The organism is Haemophilus sp. UMB1048 (assembly GCF_030218125.1).
In the GTDB taxonomy this organism is placed as follows: Bacteria; Pseudomonadota; Gammaproteobacteria; order Enterobacterales; family Pasteurellaceae; genus Haemophilus_D.
In genome coordinates this window covers 1-245 of the sequence record NZ_JASOPB010000160.1, presented here as the reverse complement: position 1 = coordinate 245, position 245 = coordinate 1, and the positions used below count along the sequence as shown (strand labels likewise).

Sequence of the window (245 nt, the reverse complement as noted above, 5' to 3'; positions counted from 1 at the left end):
GCGGCGCGGTTCGTCTGGGCGATGTGGCGACGGTGACCGATTCGGTGCAGGATGTGCGCAACGCCGGGATGACCAACGCCAAACCGGCCATTTTGCTGATGATCCGCAAGCTGCCGGAAGCCAATATTATCCAGACGGTAGACAGCATCCGCGCCCGTCTGCCGGAATTACAATCCACCATCCCGGCAGCAATTGATCTGCAAATTGCCCAGGATCGCTCCCCTACTATCCGCGCGTCGCTGGAA

General features: G+C 60.0%; 1 protein-coding gene. It reads left to right on the top strand.

The window, feature by feature from the left end:
- Positions 1–245: efflux RND transporter permease subunit (locus tag QP437_RS10305; protein ID WP_285267771.1), on the top strand; the 245-nt coding region annotated here is incomplete at both ends.